Origin of the sequence: Bartonella taylorii 8TBB (assembly GCF_902825155.1) — a bacterium.
Lineage (GTDB): Bacteria > Pseudomonadota > Alphaproteobacteria > Rhizobiales > Rhizobiaceae > Bartonella > Bartonella taylorii_A.
Window position 1 is genome coordinate 1 of record NZ_CADEAG010000204.1, and the last position, 395, is coordinate 395.

Sequence of the window (395 nt, forward strand, 5' to 3'; positions counted from 1 at the left end):
AAATGAAGCTTATCGTTAATAATCCTGATTCGGGGAGCGCGGAAGACCAATTAGCGGCTGATTACACGTCGGATCCATTTGAGATAGGGTTGAATTCACGTTATCTTTTGGATATTGCAGGGCAATTTTCGTGTGAGGAGATGGTTTTTATGTTGTCTGATGCTGTGGCTCCAGCTCTGATTCGTGATAATGATGATGCGGACGCCCTTTACGTGCTGATGCCCATTCGCGTTTAGGGAAGATTGTTTTGCAATGCCTGGCTGGTAATGTGCACAAAGAGGCAGTTCGACAGCTACAGCTTTTGCGTTATCGCTATTATCCTTCTTTTAATATTCTTTTTTTAGGTCACCATGTAGTTTTTCCTGGCATTACGGGTGTTGGTAATACTAATCTTT

General features: G+C 42.8%; 1 pseudogene. It reads left to right on the forward strand.

Annotation, left to right across the window (positions count from 1 at the left end):
• A pseudogene (locus tag J7R13_RS09305) lies at nt 1-236 on the forward strand (DNA polymerase III subunit beta); the annotation flags it as partial.
• Nucleotides 237-395: the final 159 nt, after the last annotated feature.